The 15,374-nt window shown below is 73.8% G+C and carries 15 protein-coding genes and 1 pseudogene; 8 read left to right on the top strand and 8 right to left on the bottom strand.

Annotated elements, in window-relative coordinates; translation table 11 throughout:
• Positions 1 to 286: 286 nt before the first annotated feature.
• Positions 287 to 670: a cold-shock protein gene (locus ACZ4Z5_RS24600; RefSeq protein ID WP_468266214.1), complete on the bottom strand. Its 384-nt coding sequence runs from the start codon at positions 668 to 670 to the stop codon at positions 287 to 289.
• Between the two features lie 150 nt (positions 671 to 820).
• Between ACZ4Z5_RS24600 and ACZ4Z5_RS24595 the strand changes: the two genes are divergently transcribed.
• On the top strand, positions 821 to 1,069 hold the full coding sequence (locus ACZ4Z5_RS24595; RefSeq protein WP_468266212.1) for a hypothetical protein: 249 nt from the start codon (positions 821 to 823) through the stop codon (positions 1,067 to 1,069).
• Here ACZ4Z5_RS24595 and ACZ4Z5_RS24590 read toward each other — a convergent pair.
• Both ACZ4Z5_RS24590 and ACZ4Z5_RS24585 read right to left on the bottom strand, forming a co-directional pair.
• A pseudogene (locus tag ACZ4Z5_RS24590) lies at positions 1,048 to 1,299 on the bottom strand (HAD family hydrolase); the annotation flags it as partial. The gene ACZ4Z5_RS24595 and the pseudogene ACZ4Z5_RS24590 sit on opposite strands and share 22 nt — an antisense overlap.
• A 4-nt stretch (positions 1,300 to 1,303) precedes the next feature.
• Positions 1,304 to 2,353, bottom strand: a complete 1,050-nt coding sequence (locus ACZ4Z5_RS24585) for a hypothetical protein (RefSeq protein ID WP_468266211.1) — start codon at positions 2,351 to 2,353, stop codon at positions 1,304 to 1,306.
• 52 nt (positions 2,354 to 2,405) lie between these two features.
• Here ACZ4Z5_RS24585 and ACZ4Z5_RS24580 point away from each other — a divergent pair, with 52 nt between their 5' ends.
• Positions 2,406 to 4,955 carry a helicase-associated domain-containing protein gene (locus ACZ4Z5_RS24580; RefSeq protein ID WP_468266209.1) on the top strand — a complete coding sequence of 850 codons (2,550 nt, stop codon included), beginning with the start codon at positions 2,406 to 2,408 and terminating at the stop codon, positions 4,953 to 4,955.
• Between the two features lie 593 nt (positions 4,956 to 5,548).
• Positions 5,549 to 7,198, top strand: coding sequence for a DNA repair helicase XPB (locus ACZ4Z5_RS24575; RefSeq protein WP_468266207.1), 1,650 nt, complete (start codon positions 5,549 to 5,551; stop codon positions 7,196 to 7,198).
• A gap of 118 nt (positions 7,199 to 7,316) precedes the next feature.
• Here ACZ4Z5_RS24575 and ACZ4Z5_RS24570 read toward each other — a convergent pair whose 3' ends face one another.
• Entirely contained in the window at positions 7,317 to 7,505 is a 189-nt protein-coding gene (locus ACZ4Z5_RS24570) for a hypothetical protein (RefSeq protein WP_468266205.1), read from the bottom strand.
• Between the two features lie 453 nt (positions 7,506 to 7,958).
• Here ACZ4Z5_RS24570 and ACZ4Z5_RS24565 point away from each other — a divergent pair, with 453 nt between their 5' ends.
• Together ACZ4Z5_RS24565 and ACZ4Z5_RS24560 are read left to right on the top strand one after the other, a co-directional pair.
• On the top strand, positions 7,959 to 9,914 hold the full coding sequence (locus ACZ4Z5_RS24565) for a HelD family protein (protein ID WP_468266258.1): 1,956 nt from the start codon (positions 7,959 to 7,961) through the stop codon (positions 9,912 to 9,914).
• Between the two features lie 133 nt (positions 9,915 to 10,047).
• Complete coding sequence (locus ACZ4Z5_RS24560; protein WP_468266256.1) at positions 10,048 to 10,368, top strand: hypothetical protein; 321 nt, start codon at positions 10,048 to 10,050, stop codon at positions 10,366 to 10,368.
• Positions 10,369 to 10,466: 98 nt separating this feature from the next.
• Here the strand turns inward: ACZ4Z5_RS24560 and ACZ4Z5_RS24555 are convergent, their stop codons facing one another.
• Positions 10,467 to 11,165: a copper homeostasis protein CutC gene (locus ACZ4Z5_RS24555; RefSeq protein ID WP_468266203.1), complete on the bottom strand. Its 699-nt coding sequence runs from the start codon at positions 11,163 to 11,165 to the stop codon at positions 10,467 to 10,469.
• Positions 11,166 to 11,261: 96 nt separating this feature from the next.
• Here ACZ4Z5_RS24555 and ACZ4Z5_RS24550 point away from each other — a divergent pair, with 96 nt between their 5' ends.
• Both ACZ4Z5_RS24550 and ACZ4Z5_RS24545 read left to right on the top strand, forming a co-directional pair.
• Positions 11,262 to 12,263: an NAD-dependent epimerase/dehydratase family protein gene (locus ACZ4Z5_RS24550; protein WP_468266201.1), complete on the top strand. Its 1,002-nt coding sequence runs from the start codon at positions 11,262 to 11,264 to the stop codon at positions 12,261 to 12,263.
• Positions 12,264 to 12,268: 5 nt separating this feature from the next.
• Positions 12,269 to 12,931 carry an HD domain-containing protein gene (locus ACZ4Z5_RS24545; RefSeq protein WP_468266199.1) on the top strand — a complete coding sequence of 221 codons (663 nt, stop codon included), beginning with the start codon at positions 12,269 to 12,271 and terminating at the stop codon, positions 12,929 to 12,931.
• 88 nt (positions 12,932 to 13,019) lie between these two features.
• On the opposite strand, the gene ACZ4Z5_RS24540 is transcribed toward ACZ4Z5_RS24545, so the two are convergent.
• From ACZ4Z5_RS24540 to ACZ4Z5_RS24530, 3 genes are all read right to left on the bottom strand, one after another.
• The gene (locus tag ACZ4Z5_RS24540; protein WP_468266197.1) at positions 13,020 to 13,628 is read right to left on the bottom strand and encodes a hypothetical protein; all 609 of its coding nucleotides are present in this window, start codon (positions 13,626 to 13,628) and stop codon (positions 13,020 to 13,022) included.
• An 82-nt stretch (positions 13,629 to 13,710) separates the two neighbouring features.
• Positions 13,711 to 13,980 carry a DUF4031 domain-containing protein gene (locus tag ACZ4Z5_RS24535; RefSeq protein ID WP_468266196.1) on the bottom strand — a complete coding sequence of 90 codons (270 nt, stop codon included), beginning with the start codon at positions 13,978 to 13,980 and terminating at the stop codon, positions 13,711 to 13,713.
• The gene (locus tag ACZ4Z5_RS24530) at positions 13,977 to 14,351 is read right to left on the bottom strand and encodes a hypothetical protein (protein ID WP_468266194.1); all 375 of its coding nucleotides are present in this window, start codon (positions 14,349 to 14,351) and stop codon (positions 13,977 to 13,979) included. The genes ACZ4Z5_RS24535 and ACZ4Z5_RS24530 overlap by 4 nt, the downstream gene beginning before the upstream one ends.
• A 63-nt stretch (positions 14,352 to 14,414) precedes the next feature.
• On the opposite strand from ACZ4Z5_RS24530, the gene ACZ4Z5_RS24525 reads away from it, so the two are divergent.
• The gene (locus ACZ4Z5_RS24525) at positions 14,415 to 15,356 is read left to right on the top strand and encodes a MurR/RpiR family transcriptional regulator (protein WP_468266192.1); all 942 of its coding nucleotides are present in this window, start codon (positions 14,415 to 14,417) and stop codon (positions 15,354 to 15,356) included.
• Positions 15,357 to 15,374 lie beyond the last annotated feature (18 nt).

The following is a 15,374-nucleotide window of genomic DNA, read 5'->3' as shown; positions in this document are numbered from 1 at the left end:
TTCACTTGTTCCGTGTCCTCCCTCGGTGAGGGCGTTCCTCCTCCTGCATGGGCCCTCTCCACCTGAGCGTCGTAGGGGTCCCTCTCCCCCCCCCTCCCCCCCGATGCGCTGGCGTTCGTTCCCTAGGGGCCACGGATCCGGGTCCCGCGGGCCCCGCCGCCCCGCCGCCCCGCCGACACTCCGCCTCCGGACGGTCACCCGTCGGTGGGCGGCGCACGCCGGGTGCTCGTCGGGTGCACGGCCCCTACGGGTCACCCGTACGGCGGTCGGTGGCAGCCGGCCTCCGTCACACGTCCAGCTGGTCGGCGACCGCGCGCAGCAGACCGGCGATCTTCTTGCCCTGGACCTTGTCGGGGTAGCGGCCGCGCTCAAGCATCGGCGTGATGTTCTCCAGCAGCGTCGTCAGGTCCTGGACGATCGACGCCAGCTCGTCCGGCTTGCGCCGCTGCGCCGCGGCGACCGACGGGGTCGGGTCGAGGATCGTCACGGAAAGGGCCTGGTCGCCCCGCTGTCCTGCGACCACGCCGAACTCGACCCGCTGCCCGGGCTTCAGCGTGTCGACCCCGTTGGGAAGCACCGAGGAGTGAACGAAGACGTCGCCGCCGTCGTCGCGGGAGAGAAAGCCGAAGCCCTTCTCGCTGTTGAACCACTTGACCTTGCCGGTAGGCACGTCTGTCCTCGTCCTCGTATTCGTCGGAAAAACTGCTCTGGATAGCACTACAGCGGGCCGCCAGACCCGCCGGAACCAAGGCTAATGGTCAGGAGCCCGGTGACAAGACGTCCCCGTCGGCTTCCACGAGCGGGGAACTACCCTGGCCGGGTGAGTCACGAAACCCCAGCGTCCCGCCACGGTGCCGGTGATCGGCTTGTTCGAATCGGTGCGATCGTCTTCTTCATCGGCGCTCTCGCCACTCTGGTGACAGTGGCCCCGCTCTTCCTCGGCACCGATCCCTTCCCGCCGATCGCGTACGGCGTCTGCATGCTGATGGGCGTCGGCTTCCTGATCGCCGGTGCGGGAGTCCTCCGGTCGATCGCAGCGCAGCGTCGTCAGGCACGGTCCTCCACGTAGTCGCGCAAAGACGCGAAGCCGCTCGGAGACGCGAAGTCGCGCAGCCACGCCGGGAACCCCGTCAGATCGTCGAGGACGACGTCCGCACGCAGCTCCTGCGCGGAGCACGGCCCGGTCGCCACCGCCACCGACAGTGCCTCCACGGTGCGCGCGCCGCGCACGTCACCGGTGTGGTCCCCGACGTAGACCCGCGCCCCGTGCTCGCGCAGCGCCTCACCGGTGGCGTGAGCGATCTCAGCGGTGGCGGGCTCGCCAGGTCAGGAAGAGGGCGGAGCTGATCGCCGCGACGCGTACCACCACCGGCCAGGTGCCGGACAGCGCGGCGGAGAAGGCCCCGTCGGCGAGCGGTGTGGCGGCGCCCCAGCGACCTGTGGAACGGCCCCAGAGCCAGAGGACGCCGCCCGCGAGGGAGAGGCCGGGCAGGATCATCACGGCCAGCTTCGTCTCGAAGGGGCGGAGCGTCCGGGAGCCGTAGGCCAGGAGCCAGCCGAGGGCCAGCGCGAACCACGAGCCGAGCACCGCCCCCGCGACGAGCAGCAGGGCCGCGACCAGCAGCATCGGACGGCTGACCCCGAAACGGCCGGCCCCGCCGTCAGCGCCTTCCGCGCCGTCCCCGGCGTCCGCGGCCGCGTCCCGGCCCTTCGCACGGCGTCGCAGGACGCGCCGCCACCAGGGACGCGCCTCGGCTTCCGCGGCATCGTCCTCGTCCGGGTCCTCGTCGTCGCCCGGCGGAGGAGCGAGTATCTCCGGGATCTCCACGCCCCCGACGAACCCCGGGACCCGGTCCCCCGGGCCGCCGAACGGGCCCGCCTCGACACGCCACCATTCGGCGGGTCGGTCGGCGCGCCCCAGTTCGTCGAGGCCCGCTAGATGGGGCGGCGCGCCGCCCGAGGCGGCCGGGCGGACCGTCCACCGGTCGCGCTGCGCCGGCACCGACACCGACTCCACCGTGTCCTCCGCGGCGTCGCGACGCCCGCTCGCACCGCGCCCGGCCGTACCGTTCCCGGCCGTACGGTTCCCCGTCGCACCGTTCCCGGTCGCACCTGCCGCCGCGCCGTCCGAGGCAGCCGCGACCACGTCGTCCGGGGTGCCGAGGCGCCCGAGGATCCGGCGCACGGCCGCCGGGCTGTCCGACGACAGGGCCTTCGCCCGCTGCCGCTCGATCTCGTCCCGCAACGACGACACCAGCCGCATCCGCTCCGCGGAGGACAACTGCCGCTGCTGGGCCAGGTCGCCGACCCGGCTCAGATAGTCGTAGACCAGTTGGTCGCTCTCGATGCCCACGCCGTCCCCTCCGCAGCTCGCTGAGCCGAAGGTAGCGTCTACCGTGGGTCGGATGGGGAGCAGCGAGCGGGAGGCACGGGTGACCGGGAGTCCGAGCGGTACGGCCGGTGCGACCGGGGCGGCGCCCCGCACGCTCGCAGAGGACCTGCGTTCCCGCGGCGACGACGCACTCGCCGCCCTGCTCCGGGCCCGACCCGATCTGCTGAACCCGGTCCCGAACGACCTCACCCAATTGGCCACCCGCGCCGGAACACGGGCGTCCGTCGTACGGGCCGTGGAGCGGCTCGACACGTTCGGCCTGCAGACCGCCGAGGCACTGGCCGTGGCCCCCGACCCGGCGCCGTACGACACGCTGCGCGCCCTGATGACGGGGGACGACGGCGACCCGGCCGTGGAGGCGGCACTGCCCGGCGCGCTCGCCCGGCTCCGGGGACAGGCACTGGTGTGGGGAGGCGACGACCGGCTGCGGCTGGTGCGCACCGCGCGCGAGCTGCTCGCCCCGTCACCCGCGCACCCCTCGCCGACCGGTCTCGGCCCGACCGTCCTGGAGGCGGCGGCCGGTATGTCACCGGGCAGGCTCCAGGAGATCCTGGCCGCGGCGGGGCTGCCTGCCACGCATGACGGGGTCTCCGCGGCCGAGGCGCTGACCTCGCTGTTCACGGACCGCTCCCGTATGTCGGCACTGCTGTCCACGGCACCGGCCGAGTCGATCGCGGTGCTCGACCGGCTGGTGTGGGGCCCGCCGTACGGCGAGGTGTCCGCCGACCCGCCGTCGCACGTGCGCTGGCTGCGCGACCGGGGGCTGCTGCTGCCCGCGAGCGCCCGCACCGTCGTGCTGCCGCGCGAGGCCGCCCTGCACCTGCGCGCCGGGCGCGCCCACCGGACCACCGAGCCGGTGCCGCCCGTCGTCACGGCGGCCGGGGAGCACAAGCCGACGATCGTCGACGCGACCGCCGCGGGCCAGGCGCTCGCCGCGCTGGCCGTGGTGGAGGAACTGCTCGGCGGCTGGCACACGGGCGGCCCGCCCGTACTGCGGGCCGGCGGACTCGGCGTCCGCGACCTGAAGCGGGTGGCGGCCACGCTCGACGTCCCCGAACAGACCGCCGCTTTCTGGCTGGAACTGTGCTACGGCACCGGCCTGCTGGCCTCCGACGGCGAGGCCGACGAACGCTATGCGCCGACACCCGCGTACGACGCGTGGCTGGACCTGCCGGTCCCCGACCGGTGGACCCGGCTCGCCGTCACATGGCTGTCGGCGACCCGTACGCCCGGCCTGGTCGGCGGGCAGGACGCCAAGGGCCGCGCCCTCTCCGTGCTCGGCCCGGACCTCGACCGGTCCGTCGCGCCCGAGGTGCGGCGCCGGGTCCTCGCCCTCCTCTCGGCCCTTCCGGCTGGAACCGCCCCGGACGCCGAAGCCCTGTTCGCCCGGCTGCACTGGGAACGCCCCGCACGCTCCGGCGACGACCTGCGCGCGCGGCTGGCCCGCTGGACCCTCGACGAGGCGGAACTGCTCGGCGTGACCGGCCGGGGCGCACTGACGTCGCATGGCCGGGAGCTGCTGTGCCTGCCCGCACACGAGCCGGGCGGGCCGGACGCGGCGCACGGGCCGGACGCGGCGGTGTTCGTGCCGTCGGCCGCGCCCACCGACGCCGAACTGGCCGCCGCGGCCGTACGGGCCGCCGCCGTGCTCGCACCGCTGATCCCCGAGCCCCTCGACCACGTCCTGCTCCAGGCCGACCTGACCGCCGTCGCTCCCGGGCCGCTGGACCGGCCGCTCGCCGGCATGCTGGCCGTCCTCGCGGACGTCGAGTCGAAGGGCGGCGCGACGGTGTACCGGTTCACGCCGGGGTCGGTGCGGCGGGCGCTGGACGCCGGGCGCACCGCCGACGACCTGCACGCGTTCCTCGCCGCGCACAGCCGGACTCCGGTGCCGCAGCCGCTCAGCTACCTGATCGACGATGTGGCGCGGAGGCACGGCGTGCTCCGCATCGGCGCGGCCTCGGCCTATGTGCGCTGCGACGACGACACGATGCTCGGCGAGATCCTCGCCGACAAGCGCGCCCAGGGCCTGCGGCTGCGCCGCCTCGCACCGACGGTCCTCGCCGCGCAGGCCGACCCGGGCACGCTCCTCGAAGGCCTGCGCGGCATGGGCTTCGCACCGGCCGCCGAGTCCGCGGAGGGGGACGTGGTGATCACCCGCGCGGATGCCCACCGCACCCCGCCGCGCACCGCCCCCGTCCCGGTCCCGGACGGTCCCCCCATGCCGGACGCCACGCTGCTCGGCGCGGCGGTCAAGGCCATCAGGGCGGGCGACCTCGCGGCGACGGTCCCCCGCAAGGAGGCTCCGCGCACCACCGAGGGCGAACTCCCCCGGACCTCCCCGGCGGAGACCCTCGCCACGGTCCAGGCCGCGGCGCTCACCGGCTCCGCCGTCTGGATCGGCTACGTCAACGCCGACGGCGCCGCGAGCCAGCGCGTCATCGCCCCGGTCCGCGTCGAGGGCGGCTTCGTCACCGCCTACGACCACACGGCGGACGAGGTCCGCACGTACCCCCTGCACCGCATCACCGGCGTCGCGGAACTGGCCGACGGCACGTCCTGACCAGTCGCCGCCGGCCGGCTGTGTGCCCGGTGCCACGGCCGTACATGAGAAGCCCCGCCCGGCGGTCCTGCTCGCCGTCGCCGGACGGGGCCGCATGGGAGCGCTACAGGCGATTGCTGCCCTTCGGGCACCGAGACACCGGCCATGTGGAGGACAGCATCGGAGTCAGGTTCTCCCGTGCTGCGGACGACCGTCTCGGCACCCCATGTGCGCCCGCCGTCCCGAGAACCCGGGGTCGGTAACGGCCGTCCATCGTCCACGGGGGCGCTTCGGCCGTCGCGGGGGGATCACTGGTGACCGTCCGGGTGCCGGCGCAGACGTACGTTGCGGTCGGAGACCGTCGTCATTCGCCCCTCGCGCGGGACGACGTTCCGGGCCCCGGGCCTGGCGGAGCGCCTCGCACACAGCCCGCTGACGCTCGGACGAGGTAGACTCTTCCGTTTCCCGCGAAAGTCCGACGTCGACCGCTGCGCGCAGTCCTGGTGCGTCGGCGGGCACGCCCTTGGGGCGACGGGCACGGGGCAAGGCCCGGGCCGTAGCGGTGGCAGGTGTGGTGTCTGTCACCGCTGACGATCCTATCCACGGAGGTATGTGTGTCCTGCCTGATCGTCCAGAGCGACAAGACACTCCTGCTGGAGGTCGACCACGAGCTGGCCGACGCCTGCCGCAAGGCCATCGCGCCGTTCGCGGAGCTGGAGCGCGCGCCCGAGCACATCCACACGTACCGGGTGACGCCCCTCGGGCTCTGGAACGCACGTGCGGCGGGGCACGACGCCGAGCAGGTCGTGGACGCACTGGTCGAGTACTCGCGCTACCCCGTGCCGCACGCGCTGCTCGTCGACGTCGCCGAGACCATGGCCCGTTACGGGCGGCTCACCCTGAGCAAGCACCCCACGCACGGGCTGGTGCTGACGTCGACCGACCGGCCGGTGCTGGAGGAGATCCTCCGGTCCAGGAAGATCACTCCGCTGGTGGGCGCGCGGATCGACGCCGACACGGTGGCCGTGCACCCGTCCGAGCGCGGGCAGATCAAGCAGGTCCTGCTGAAGCTCGGCTGGCCCGCCGAGGACCTGGCGGGGTACGTCGACGGCGAGGCGCACCCGATCCACCTGGAGGAGCAGGGGTGGGCGCTGCGGCCGTACCAGCGGCAGGCCGTGGAGGGCTTCTGGCACGGCGGCTCCGGCGTCGTCGTGCTGCCGTGCGGCGCGGGCAAGACGCTCGTCGGCGCCGGGGCGATGGCGGAGGCGAAGGCGACGACGCTGATCCTGGTCACCAACACCGTCTCGGCCCGTCAGTGGAAGCACGAACTGGTGAAGCGGACGAGCCTGACCGAGGACGAGGTCGGCGAGTACAGCGGTACGCGCAAGGAGATCCGCCCGGTCACGATCGCCACGTACCAGGTGCTCACCACGAAGCGGAAAGGCGTCTACCCGCACCTGGAGCTGTTCGACTCCCGCGACTGGGGTCTGATCGTCTACGACGAGGTGCACCTGCTGCCGGCGCCGGTCTTCAAGTTCACCGCCGATCTCCAGGCCCGCCGCCGGCTGGGGCTGACGGCGACGCTCGTGCGGGAGGACGGCCGGGAGTCGGACGTGTTCTCGCTGATCGGGCCGAAGCGGTTCGACGCGCCGTGGAAGGAGATCGAGGCGCAGGGCTACATCGCGCCCGCGGACTGCGTCGAGGTCCGGGTCAACCTCACGGACTCCGAGCGGCTCGCCTACGCGACGGCCGAGACCGAGGAGAAGTACCGCTTCTGTGCGACGACCGCGACGAAGCGGAAGGTGACGGAGGCGCTGGTGGCCCGCCACCGGGGCGAGCAGACCCTGGTCATCGGGCAGTACATCGACCAGCTCGACGAACTGGGCGAGCACCTGGACGCCCCGGTGATCAAGGGCGAGACGTCGAACGCGCAGCGCGAGAAGCTGTTCGACGCGTTCCGTGAGGGCGAGATCTCGGTGCTGGTGGTGTCGAAGGTCGCGAACTTCTCGATCGACCTGCCGGAGGCGACGGTCGCGATCCAGGTGTCGGGCACCTTCGGGTCCCGCCAGGAGGAGGCGCAGCGGCTCGGCCGGGTGCTGCGGCCCAAGGCGGACGGGCACGAGGCGCGCTTCTACTCGGTGGTCGCCCGCGACACCATCGACCAGGACTTCGCCGCGCACCGCCAGCGGTTCCTGGCCGAGCAGGGGTACGCGTACCGGATCGTCGACGCGGACGACCTGCTGGCCGACCCGGACAGGACCTGAGGCCGGCGCCGCCCCCGCGTCCCCGGGGCGCGGGGGCGGCGGCCGCTGCGGCAGGCCCGCCCGGTCTCGTACGCGGGACGGGGTACTCGGGCGGCGTACTCGTGCGGTGCGGTGCCGCTCAGACGTGCAGCCGGCGGCGGACGCCGGCCTCCTCGGAGTACTCGCCGAGGACGGCGACGTCCCAGGCGGCGCCGAGGAAGACCGCGACGGCGTGGAAGAGGTCGCCGAGGCGGTGGGCATGGTGTCTGGCGGCGCCGGTGGCCGTGGCCCCTCGCGCCTGGACGGGGGAGAACGTTGCGCTGCTCATGTGTCCATGGTGCGATTCCGCAAGCCGGATTGCATCGACCGGGCGACGGAACCGGGCGCCCGCCCGCGTACATCTCCGGGCAGAGGCCTCCCCTACGGGTCGTGGACGCGTCACCCCGAGACGTCCGCCGGAGGGACGGGACGGCTGCGGGTGCGGAACAGCGGCGGGGGAAGAGCCCCGGTAGACAACGACGGCGGACAGCAGCCGCAGGACAGCGGCGGGAAAACAATTCGCCCGCGTCCGGCCCGCTCACTAGAATCTCCGCTCTTGCCCGCCTCCCTTCGAGGAGCGCCGCCACCCGGCCGGAAACCGGGGGCCGTCACACCCCAGGACCCTCGTGTATCCGCCGGAGGCAGCACCGTGCCCGCGCACGCACCCGAGACGACCGATTCCGCCGAGCCGCTGGCGCGCGAGCGCGCCCACCTCGCCTCCTCCCGCACCGCGCTGCGCGCCATGCGCGAGGAGGTGGAGTCCCTCGACATCAGCGACGTCACCGCCAACTGGGTGAACGCCGTCGTACTGCAGTCGCAGATCGAGGCACGCATCAAGGCACTGGCCGACTTCGCGCACACCCCGCTGTTCTTCGGACGGCTCGACTACCTGGAGACCACGCAGCAGGGCCAGCGCTTCTACATCGGGCGGCGCCATGTGCACGACGCCGAAGGCGATCCGATGGTGGTCGACTGGCGGGCGCCGGTCTCGCAGCCGTTCTACCGGGCGTCGAAGAAGGACCCCATGGACGTGGCGCTGCGCCGTCGCTTCGGCTACACCGGCGGGGACCTCACGGCGTACGAGGACGAGCACCTCAGCGACCCGTCCGAGGCCGCGACCCGGACCAGCAGGCTGCTCCAGGCGGAGATCGAGCGTCCCCGTGTCGGCCCGATGCGGGACATCGTGGCGACGATCCAGCCGGAGCAGGACGAGATCGTCCGGTCCGGGCTGTCCGGCACGGTGTGCGTCCAGGGCGGCCCCGGCACCGGGAAGACCGCGGTCGGACTGCACCGTGTCGCGTACCTGCTGTACGCGCACCGCGAGCGGCTGGCCCGTACGGGCACGCTGGTGGTCGGGCCGAACCGGTCGTTCCTGCACTACATCGAGCAGGTGCTGCCGGCGCTCGGCGAGCTGGAGGTCAAGCAGGCGACCGTGGACGACCTGGTCGCCCATGTGGAGGTCCGCGGGGCGGACGAGGCGGCCGCGGCCGTCGTCAAGGGCGACGCCCGGATGGCGGAGGTGCTCGTGCGGGCCCTGCGCTCGCACGTCACGATGCCGTCGGAGGCGCTGGTGGTGGTGCGCGGCTCGCGCCGGTGGCGCGTCCCCGCGTACGAGCTGGAGGAGATCGTCCGCGAGCTGCTGGACCGGGACATCCGCTACGGCGCCGCCCGCGATGCGCTGCCGCAGCGCATCGCGCACACGGTGCTGGTCCGCATGGAGCAGGCCGGGGAGGCGCCGGACGACCGGGTGCAGGACGCGGTGGCCCGCAACGCCGCGGTGAAGGCGGCGGTCAAGGCGATCTGGCCGCCGGTGGACCCGGCGCGGCTCGTGCTGCGGCTGCTCTCCGACGCGGAGTTCCTGGCGGAGCACGCGGAAGGGGTGCTCACGGCCGACGAGCAGAAGGCCGTCCTGTGGACGAAGCCGCCGCGGAGCGTGAAGTCCGCGAAGTGGTCGGCGGCGGACGCGGTGCTGATCGACGAGGCGGCCGACCTGGTCAACCGGACCCAGTCGCTGGGCCATGTGGTGCTGGACGAGGCACAGGACCTCTCCCCCATGCAGTACCGCGCGGTGGGACGCCGCTGCACGACAGGATCGGCGACGGTCCTCGGCGATCTCGCACAGGGCACCACTCCCTGGGCGACGCGCAGTTGGGACGAGGCCCTGGCGCATCTCGGCAAGGCCGACGCGGTCGTCGAGGAGCTGACGGCAGGCTTCCGCGTGCCGCGGGAGGTCATCGCGTACGCGTCGAGGCTGCTGCCGTTCATGTCCCCCGGGCTGGCCCCGGTCGCCTCCGTACGGGAGAACCCCGGCTCGCTGGAGGTCGCCCCGTCGGAGCCGGACCGCCTGGACGCGGACGTGATCGCGGCGTGCCGTTCCGCGCTGCGGCACGAGGGCTCCATCGGTCTGATCGCCGCCGACGCCCGGGTGCCGGCGCTCGCGGAGGCGCTGGCCTCCGCGGGGCTGCCGTACCTGTCCCCGGGCGAGGAGACGACCGCCGAGTCCCGGCTCACCCTCGTCCCCGCGTCCCTCGCGAAGGGCCTCGAATACGACTACGTCGTCCTCGACGAGCCCGCCGCGATCGTCGACGGAGAACCCGACACCCGGACGGGCCTGCGCCGGCTGTATGTGTGCCTCACCCGAGCGGTGTCGGGCCTGACGGTCCACCACGCGGTGCCGCTGCCCGAGGAGTTGGGCTAGCCGGTGGCTCGGGGGATCATGGCCGGCGATCAGCCCGGCGCGTTGGGATATCGCGTTGCGGGAGCCGGGAGCCCGACCGTAGGGTCCTGGCATGTCCCTGCGTGTTCATATGCGTCAAGCCCTCCCCGAAGCGATGCGTGCCCGTGACAGGGCCGCTGTGAGCGCCCTGCGCGCGGCGCTCGCCGCACTGGACAACGCGGAGGCGGTGCCCGTGGACGAAGCCGGGTCGCGCGGCTCGGCCCTCGAACTGTCGCCGGTCGGTGCCGGTGCCACCGAGGCAGCGCGATGTGAGCTGAGCGAACGCCGCGTGGCGGACATCGTGCGCGCCGAGGCCACCGAACGGCTGGACGTCGCGGCGCAGTTGACCGCCCCCGTGCACGCCGACCGAGTCGCACGGCTTCGTGCGGAGGCGGCCGTGCTGCTTCGGTTCCTGGACGGTCACGGCACCCCGTAGAAGCGGCTTCCCGTAGAACACGCGGGTTCCGTCGTACCGTGCGGGGATCGGCCCGGACGCGGCCCGGCACGCACGAGGAACAAGGCCCCGGGCAGGCGCTACGCGTCGAGCGCCTCGCGCCACACCCGGACCGCGGCCGGGTCGACGGGGGACGACCAGCCCGCCGGGCGGGCCGCGCCGCCGATGTGGAAGGCGTCGACGCCCGCCGCGCGGAGGGCGGCGACGTGGTCGAGGCGGAGGCCTCCGCCGGCCATGAGGCGGGGTTCGTAGCCCGGTTCGGCGGACCGGGCTGCCTCGGCCACGAGTGTGGGCAGGCCGTCGTCGACGCCGTGCGGCGACCCCGCGGTGAGGTAGGTGTCGAGGCCCGCGGTGCCGGCGAGTTCCTTGCGCACGGCGTCCCGGTCCGCGGCCCGGTCGACGGCGCGGTGGAACGTCCACCGGCAGCCCGGCAGTTCCGCGAGCAGTGTGTGCACCGCGTCCGTGTCGGGGCCGCCGGCCTCGTCGAGGAAGCCGAGGACGAACTCCTCGGCCCCCTCGGCGCGCAGCGCGCGTGCCTGGCCGGCCAGGCGGTCGAGGTCCCCGGCCGTGAAGCCGTCGGCGGCGCGCAGCATGACCCGCAGCGGGATGTCCACCACGGCGCGGATCCGCGCGAAGGTCTCCCGGGACGGGGTGAGCCCGTCGGCCGCCATGTCCGTGACGAGCTCCAGCCGGTCCGCCCCTCCGGCCCGTGCCGCGATGGCGTCGTGCGCGTCGAGTGCGATCACCTCGAGCAGTGTGCCGTGCTCCCGGTCGCCCATCTGGCCTCTTCTCCCACACACCGTCAACAGGTCTAGTCCAATATCCACCCTACCGTGTGTGGTTGCGGACGCCCCCCGCACGGGCAGTCGGTGTTCATGAAACTTCTGATACTGGGCGGCACGGAGTTCGTCGGACGTGCGGTGGCGGACGGGGCACTGGCCCGCGGATGGGACGTCACGGTGTTCCACCGCGGGCGCCACGCGCCGCCGAAGGGGACCGCCGTGCTGCTGGGGGACCGTACGTCCGACGGCGGCCTCGCCGCGCTGGAGCACGGCGAATGGGACGCCGTGGTGGACACCTGGTCGTCCGCGCCCTCCGCGGTCCGGGACAGCGCCGGGCTGCTCGCGGGCCGGGTGGGCCACTACACGTATGTCTCCAGCCGGTCCGTGTACACGTATCCCGCACCGGCCGGGCTGGACGAGAGCGGTCCGGTCGTCGACGGCTCGCCGGACGCGGCGGCCGGCGGGTACGCCGAGGACAAGCGGGGCGGTGAGCTCGCCGCGGAGGCGGCGTTCGGGGAGCGGGCGCTGCTGGCCCGCGCGGGGCTGATCCTCGGCCCGTACGAGAACACCGGACGGCTGACCTGGTGGCTGGACCGCATCGCCCGCGGCGGCCCCGTCCCGGCGCCGGGTCCGGACGGCCTCGGGATCCAGTACGTCGATGTGCGGGACCTCGCCGGATGGCTGCTGGACACGGCGGGGCGCGGGCTCGGCGGCCCGTACAACGTGGTGGGCCCGCCCGGGCACACGACGATGCGCGCACTGCTCGAAGCCTGCGTCGACGTCACCGGCTCCGGCGCGGAACTGTGCTGGACGGACCCCGGGACGATCCTCGCTGCGGACGTCCGGCCGTGGACGGACCTGCCCGTGTGGATCCCGCCGGGCCCCGACCACGACACGACGCACGGCGCCGACGTCTCGAAGGCCCTCGCGGCCGGTCTGCGCTGCCGTCCGGTGCACGACACGGTCGCCGGCACCTGGGAATGGATGCGCTCGCTCGCCTCCGGCGTGCCGGTGCGACCGGACCGTCCGGCGACGGGTCTGTCCGCCGAGGCGGAGCGGAGGCTTCTGGGAGGACGGCCCGGCGCGGCACAATGACCGGCATGACGGACGCCGACGCGCTCACGATCCGCTGGCTCGCCGCCCTCGACGCCACCCGCAGGGGCAAGGCCGGCGACGATGCACCGGATCCGTACCGGTACGCCGCCAACCTGCTGGCCCGCTGGGCCGAACCGCAGCGCAGGTACCACACCACGGAGCACCTGGTCGCCGTTCTGGACCGCATCGACGAAGTGGAACGGCACGGCCCGTACGCCGAGGACGCGAATCTGGTGCGGCTGGCCGCCTGGTTCCACGACGCGGTGTACCTGCCGGAGCGTTCGGCGAACGAGGAGCGTTCGGCACGGCTGGCGGAGCGGGCGCTGCCGGAGCTGGGGCTGACGACCGCACAGACGGACGAGGTGGCCCGGCTGGTGCGGCTCACCGTCACGCACGATCCGGCGGACGACGACCCGAACGGCCGGGTGCTGTGCGACGCCGACCTGGCGATCCTCGCGTCCGACCGGGAGACGTACGGCGCGTACGCGGCGCAGGTCCGGGAGGAGTACGCGTTCGTGCCGGACGAGGCGTTCCGGGTGGGCCGGGGGAACGTGCTGCGCCAGTTGCTGGCCCTGCCCCGGCTGTTCCGCACCCCGTACGGGCAGCACACCTGGGAGGCGCCGGCCCGCCGGAATGTGACCGCGGAGCTCGAGCGGCTGAGGATGTAGCCCCGGAACGCGTCCGGCCCTTAGGACGTGGGCCGCCGTGGACCGGCGCACACCGGTCCGCGGCGGCAGCACCTGCGAGGAACCTCCGTCACGGCTCGGCGGTCGGCGCGTCCTCCGGCAGTCCCAGTCGACGGCGGCCCGCCTCGGCGACCTCCCGGTACAGCCGCTGGTCCTCGTCGCGGACGTGCGCCGCGCCGGCCTCGCTGAAGTGGCTGTCGATCCACGGGAGGTACCCGCCGCCGTCCGGCGGGGAGTCCTGGGCGCGCACGCGGTAGCCGCCCTTCCCGTCTCGTTCCAGCTCGGTGATCCAGGGACCGGAGACGGCGGTTCCCTCGACGGCCGAGTCGCCGCGTCGGCCCCATTCGGAGCACACGGCGAGCAGGCCGACGGTCAGCCCGCCGTTCGCCGCCTCCCTGATCTCGACGACGTCCTCCGCGCAGGACCAGGCGGGCCGCCCGTCCAGCTCCACCGTGCCCTCCGCGAGCAGCCCGCCCTCACGCTGCATCTCGGCGAGGAGCGCGGCGTGGACCAGGGGTTGCACGGTCCGCCGCTGCTCTTCGTCGACGTGCGGAGCGAAGAGCGTGCAGCCGGCCAGGGCGCTCACCAGCACGCACGTTCCCGCCGCCGCGCCAAGGGCGGTCCTCACCCGTCCGTACGCCGTCGCCATGTCGTCCCGCCCGTCACGCCCGTGCCTCACGCCCGCCCCTCACGCCGGTGCCTCATGTGGGGTACGAGTGCGGACGCCGCTCCGCGGTTCCCGCACGCACACCGCGGACGCGTCAGGGGCGGGCCCGGCGCTTCGGTCGCCGCAGCCCCGCCGCCGTGAGCCGCCGGACCAGCTCCTTGGACCCGACTTCCTTCGCGCCCGCGCGCACCGCGTCCTGGTACCGCTCGGACGGCAGGTCGTAGTGGTCGCCGTCGAACGCTCGGCGCGGACAGCCGATGGACGCCGCGAACGCGTGCAGTTCGTCGAAGGACTCGTCGCTGACCAGATGCGACCAGAGACGGCCGTGGCCCGGCCACGTGGGCGGGTCGATGTAGAGGGTCATGAGGTGGCGTACCCGCCGCACTGGCCGAGCAAGCCCACGGCCGCGACGACCACCCCCGCCTTGCCGCACACCCAGCGCGGATCGGGCCCCAACTCCGGCTCGACGTCGAGGGCATGGGGGTCGCCCGCGTCGCACACCGGGCACAGGGGCCAGCGGCCGTGGCGCTCCAGCAGGGCGTCCTGGACGTCCTGGGCGACGAGGCCGGCGACATAGTCGGCACCTTCGGGCCACTGCTCGACCCACCATCGCCGCTGCGCCACGGCGTCCTCGACCATGGACACGATTTCGGCCTGGGCCACACCGCGGGCCGAGAGATCGGCGAGGACCATCGCGCGAGCCGCGTGCAACGCCTGTTCGAGGTGGGGGTCCATGGACTCATTGTCCGCCTCCCGGAAGGGTTGACGGACCGCAGCTTCCGAAAATATCTTTCATTTGTGACGAACGACGTGAAGGAAATTTTCACAGGGCGGCCGGGGCCCGCGGACCCGGCGCCTCCCGCCCCCGCGGCCCTCGCCGCGAAGGTGCGCACCCTCGCGCCGTCCATGACGCGTTCGATGCAGCGCGTCGCCGAGGCCGTCGCCGGCGACCCGGCGGGCTGCGCGGCCCTCACCGTCACCGGACTGGCCGAACTGACCGGCACGAGCGAGGCGACGGTGGTCCGTACGGCCCGCGCCCTCGGCTACCCCGGCTACCGCGACCTGCGTCTGGCGCTCGCCGGGCTCGCCGCCCAGCAACAGTCGGGCCGGGCCCCCTCGGTGACGGCCGACATCGCCGTCGACGACCCGATAGCGGACGTCGTGGCCAAGCTCGCCCACGACGAGCAGCAGACCCTCGCCGACACGGCCGCGGGACTGGACACCGTCCAGCTCGGGGCGGCCGTCACCGCCCTCGCCACCGCCCGCCGCATCGACATCTACGGTGTCGGCGCCTCCTCCCTGGTCGGCATGGACCTCGCGCAGAAGCTGCTCCGGATAGGCCTGATCGCGCACGCCCACACCGACCCGCATCTGGCGGTGACCAACGCCGTGCAGCTGCGGTCGGGCGACGTGGCCGTCGCGATCACCCATTCCGGCTCGACCGGCGACGTCATAGAACCGCTGCGGACCGCCTTCGACCACGGCGCGACCACCGTCGCGATCACCGGGCGGCCGGACGGACCGGTGGCCGCGTACGCCGATCACGTACTGACCACCTCCACGGCCCGGGAGAGCGAGCTGCGGCCCGCCGCGATGTCCAGCCGGACCAGCCAACTCCTCGTGGTCGACTGCCTGTTCGTCGGAGTCGCCCAGCGTACGTACGACTCGGCCGCCCCCGCGCTCGCCGCGTCGTACGAGGCGCTGGCCCACCGCCACAGTCCGCGCACCCGTACGCGCTGACGGATCCACCGGGCGCCG

This window comes from Streptomyces sp. NPDC030222 (genome assembly GCF_055573115.1).
Note: the sequence above shows the minus strand (reverse complement) of the source record. Positions and strands in the feature narration are given on the sequence as shown.

Bases quoted from the DNA above. Each gene is read 5' to 3' on its own strand.
- ACZ4Z5_RS24555 (WP_468266203.1), bottom strand. From the start codon at position 11,165: ATGGGCGACCGGGAGCACGGCACACTGCTCGAGGTGATCGCACTCGAC.
- ACZ4Z5_RS24535 (WP_468266196.1), bottom strand. From the start codon at position 13,980: ATGACCCTCTACATCGACCCGCCCACGTGGCCGGGCCACGGCCGTCTC.
- ACZ4Z5_RS24565 (WP_468266258.1), top strand. From the start codon at position 7,959: ATGCGCGAGGAGGTGGAGTCCCTCGACATCAGCGACGTCACCGCCAAC.
- ACZ4Z5_RS24570 (WP_468266205.1), bottom strand. From the start codon at position 7,505: ATGAGCAGCGCAACGTTCTCCCCCGTCCAGGCGCGAGGGGCCACGGCC.
- ACZ4Z5_RS24550 (WP_468266201.1), top strand. From the start codon at position 11,262: ATGAAACTTCTGATACTGGGCGGCACGGAGTTCGTCGGACGTGCGGTG.
- ACZ4Z5_RS24560 (WP_468266256.1), top strand. From the start codon at position 10,048: ATGCGTGCCCGTGACAGGGCCGCTGTGAGCGCCCTGCGCGCGGCGCTC.
- ACZ4Z5_RS24580 (WP_468266209.1), top strand. From the start codon at position 2,406: ATGGGGAGCAGCGAGCGGGAGGCACGGGTGACCGGGAGTCCGAGCGGT.
- ACZ4Z5_RS24530 (WP_468266194.1), bottom strand. From the start codon at position 14,351: ATGGACCCCCACCTCGAACAGGCGTTGCACGCGGCTCGCGCGATGGTC.
- ACZ4Z5_RS24545 (WP_468266199.1), top strand. From the start codon at position 12,269: ATGACGGACGCCGACGCGCTCACGATCCGCTGGCTCGCCGCCCTCGAC.